The sequence below is a fragment of the Clostridium sp. UBA5119 genome (assembly GCF_002414285.1).
Taxonomy (GTDB): domain Bacteria; phylum Bacillota; class Clostridia; order Clostridiales; family Clostridiaceae; genus Clostridium_J; species Clostridium_J sulfidigenes.
Map to the genome: position 1 here is coordinate 5,609 of NZ_DHYX01000005.1, position 4,499 is coordinate 10,107.

Here is a 4,499-nt window from a genome sequence, read left to right on the forward strand (position 1 = left end):
TATTCTGGTATCTGGTGGGCTTTTCCTCTTGGTTGGATAATAGGAACTGCTTTATCTGTATACTTTTATTATAAGGGTACTTGGAAACCTTCAATTAATTAAATATTAATTAAATAATAATATTTATTCCTACTATTAAATTGTTTTAGTTGTTATAATTTGAATAACTATGGTAAATCATGTAGAATAGTACTAAATATCTAAAATCCTATAATAAACTAAAGATTACAAGGAGGTATACTAATGTTAAGTGATAATTTATTAAAAAATCTTAATGACCAAGTAAACTTTGAATTTTATTCATCTTACACTTATTTAGCTATGTCAGCCTATGCTGAATCTGTTGATTTAAGTGGAATAGCTAATTTCTTTAGAGTTCAAGCTCAAGAGGAATTATTTCATGCAATGAAACTTTATGACTATATTTTTCAAAAAAATGGTGTTGTTGAATTAGATAAAATTGATAAACCAGAGGGTAAATATGAAAGTATAATAGATGTGTTTGAAACTGGTTATAAACATGAACAACTAGTTACAAGTAGGATTTATAAGTTAGCAGATATTGCTTCTGAAGAAAAAGAACATGCAACTATGAGCTTACTTAGATGGTTCATAGATGAACAGGTTGAAGAGGAAAACACCTTTAATACTCTTCTTAAAAAGATTAAAAGAGCTGAAGATAATCCAGCAGCCTTATATATGTTAGATGAAGAACTTGCTACAAGAGTTTTCACTCCACCAACTACTGCTTAATGTGAAAATCAATTACTCATTATAATATTTAGTGAGTATAATGACAATGCAAAAGACTTACTTAGTGATACAACATTAAGTAAGTCTTTTATAATATATATAAATTTTTTATAGGGTTGCAATTATATATTACTAGGAATTTAAAATATAAATTATTAATTTAATTTTACTAGTAATTGTCCTGTCTTTACTTGTTGTCCTTCTGATACAAGAATGGAGTCAATAGTACCATCCATAGAAGCTACTATATTAGTTTCCATTTTCATTGCTTCTATTGTCAGTAAGCTCTCTCCCTCTTTAACTTGTTGTCCTTTTTCTACTAAGACTTTAATTATAGTTCCAGGAATACTTGCTCCAATCTCTAGCTTATCCTCAGCATTAGCCATCTTTATAGAGTTATCACTACCACTACTCTTTAAAGCACTTGCTGTTTTATCTTTAATTTTAATTTCTCTTCTATTTCCATTAATTTCAAAGGCTAGAGTTCTATATCCTTCTGAATCTAATTTACCTATTTCTATAAATTGAACTATAAGAGTCTTTCCTTCTGCAACTTCAACTTCACAAGTTTCACCCTCTGCAAGTCCATGGAAGAATACATCACTACCCATACGACTTACATCACCATACTCTGAAACAAATTTTAAGAAATCTTCAAATACTTCAGGATATAAAGCATAACTTATAACATCTTTTTTAGATGGATTATATTTATATTTATCCTTTAAATATTCTTCAATTTTATTAAAGTCTTCAGATGGTAATAATTCTCCTGGTCTATCCGTTATAGCCCTTTCACCCTTTAAAACTATCTTTTGTAGTTCCTCTGGGAATCCACCTTCTGGTTGACCCATCATCCCTTTGAAATAAGATACTGCCGAATCTGGAAAAGCCATATTTCTTCCCTTTTCACAGATATTTTCAGAAGTTAATCCATTTTGAACCATGAAAATGGCCATGTCCCCTACCATTTTTGAAGAAGGTGTAACTTTTATTATATCCCCTACCATATTATTTACCTCTTTGTACATAGATTTAACTTCTTCAAATCTATGACCAAGTCCAAAACTTTCTACTTGAGGTTTTAAGTTTGAATATTGTCCCCCTGGAATCTCATATTTATAAATTTCTGCTCTACCTGACTTAAGTCCTGATTCAAACTGTTCATATACCGGTCTCACAGCATCCCAATAATTTGATAATTTTTGAATTTCACTTACATTTATACCAGTATCTCTGTCTGTATTTTCAAGAGCTGCTACTACAGAGTTTAGAGCTGGTTGGCTAGTTAAACCAGACATACTATTAAAGGTTGTGTCTATAATATCTACTCCAGCATCTGCTGCCATAAGTACAGTTGCTACACCATTTCCAGTAGTGTCATGGGTATGTAAATGAATAGGTATTGAAATCTCATTTTTTAATGCTTTAATAAGTTTTTTAGCTGCATAAGGTTTAAGCAATGCAGACATATCCTTTATAGCAAGTATATGAGCTCCCATTTTTTCTATTTCTTTAGCCTTATTTATATAGTATTCAAGACTATATTTATCTCTAGTTACATCTAAAATATCTCCAGTATAGCATAGAGCAACTTCTGCTAACTTCCCACAGTTTAAAACTTCCTCAAGAGAAGTCTCTATACCCTTTAACCAGTTAAGTGAGTCAAAAATTCTAAATATGTCTATACCACTGTTTGAAGATTCTCTTATAAATTCTTTTATTACGTTATCTGGATAATTTTTGTATCCTACTCCATTAGCTCCTCTTATTAGCATCTGGAACATAACATTAGGAATTCTTTTTCTTAATTCTTCAAGTCTTTCCCATGGAGATTCTTTTAAGAATCTGTAAGCCGTATCAAAGGTAGCTCCACCCCACATCTCAAGAGAAAATAAATCTCTTCCATAGGCTGAGGTCGCCTTTGCAATGTTGAACATATCCCTACTTCTCACTCTTGTAGCCATTAAGGATTGCTGTGCATCCCTCATAGTAGTATCGGTAATTAATAGTTTTTTCTGATTCTTAATCCAATTTACAACACCCTCTGGACCTTGTTCATCTAATATTTTCTTTGTACCTTGTATGCCTTCTAAAGAGTCTACAACTGGAATAACTGGTACATCAAATTCTCTCTTATTTCCCTTAGTTTCATTTACTATTTTTTCTCCAATGATTTTTAAAACCTTATATTCTTCATCAGTTCTAGGTTTTATATCAAATAATTGAGGATTATCTGCTATGAAATTAGTATCACATTCTCCTCTTCTAAAGGTTTCATTATTTAATACGTTTATTAGAAAATCTATATTGGTCTTAACTCCAGTAATATTTAACTCTTTAATGGAACGTATGGATTTTCTAATTGTATCTTCAAAGGTTCTAGAATAAGCTGTTGTTTTTACAAGTAAACTATCGTAATAAGGACTAATTACAGCACCACTAAATCCATTTCCTCCATCTAGTCTTATCCCAAATCCTGAACCTGTTCTATAAACATCTATTTTTCCTGTATCTGGGGCAAAACTATTAGAAGGATCTTCTGTAGTTACCCTACATTGGATTGCAAAACCTCTTGGTTTTACATCCTCCTGTGAAAAAATTCCTATTTCCTTAGAATCTAAACTATATCCCTGCGCTATTAAAATTTGACTTTGGACGATATCTATTCCTGTAGTCATTTCGCTAACAGTATGTTCTACTTGTATTCTTGGATTCATCTCAATAAAATAGTGATTGCCATGTATATCTACTAAGAACTCTAAAGTTCCAGCACTTATGTATCCTACGGATTTTGCAATCTTTAAAGCATCCTCACAGATAACTTGTCTTTTTTCTTTACTTAGAGATACAGCTGGGCTAAATTCAATAACCTTTTGATGTCTTCTTTGTATTGAACAATCTCTTTCATAAAGATGAACTATATTACCATGCTTATCTCCAAGAACTTGAATCTCAATATGTTTAGGTCCTTCTAGATATTTTTCTATAAATATATCATCTATTCCAAAAGCCTTTTTTGCCTCATTTTTAGCACTTTTAAAAGACTCCAGAAGTTCTTCTTCTTTTCTTACTATCCTCATACCTCTTCCACCACCACCGGCAGCAGCCTTTAGCATGATTGGATATCCACATTCTTTTGCAAACTTAATTGCTTCTGTCTCTGAAGTAATTGGCTTTTCAACTCCTGGTATTACAGGTACACCAACTTCTTTTGCTACAATTTTTGATTTTATTTTATCCCCTAATCTATCCATCATTTCTGCTCTAGNNTCCTATAAATTCTATTCCTGCCTCTTTACACTTTCTAGCGAACTCAGGATTTTCAGATAGGAATCCATAACCTGGATGGATGGCATCTACACGCTTTTTTAATGCAAGATTAATTATTTCATCAATATTTAAATAAGCGTCAACAGGGCTCTTATTCTTTCCAATCTGATAGGCTTCATGGGCCTTTGTTCTGAAAAGAGAAAGCTTATCCTCCTCAGAATATATAGCAACAGTTCTTATTCCAAGCTCATGACAAGCTCTAAATATTCTTATTGCAATTTCTCCTCTATTTGCTACTAATACTCTTTTGAATTTTTTCTTAGTCATATAAAAAACACCACCATCTTTTATTATTTTCAACTAAAAACTTTATAAACTTATGCAATATATAATCTTTAGTTTATGCAAAATATATTTTTTTAACAAAAATAATTGGACTCCAATAACATGTTTTTAATTATATCACACACTTC

The 4,499-nt window shown here is 31.3% G+C and carries 1 protein-coding gene and 1 pseudogene; one reads left to right on the forward strand and one right to left on the reverse strand.

The features are described 5' to 3' along the window. Positions 1-243 precede the first annotated feature (243 nt). Positions 244-753: a ferritin gene (locus B2671_RS00200; protein ID WP_346868587.1), complete on the forward strand. Its 510-nt coding sequence runs from the start codon at positions 244-246 to the stop codon at positions 751-753. A gap of 155 nt (positions 754-908) precedes the next feature. Here B2671_RS00200 and B2671_RS00205 read toward each other — a convergent pair. Then, a pseudogene (locus tag B2671_RS00205) lies at positions 909-4,353 on the reverse strand (pyruvate carboxylase). Between the last annotated feature and the right edge of the window lie 146 nt (positions 4,354-4,499).

Excerpts from the sequence above, each read along its gene's own strand:
- B2671_RS00200 (WP_346868587.1), top strand. The coding sequence starts at position 244 with ATGTTAAGTGATAATTTATTAAAAAATCTTAATGACCAAGTAAACTTT.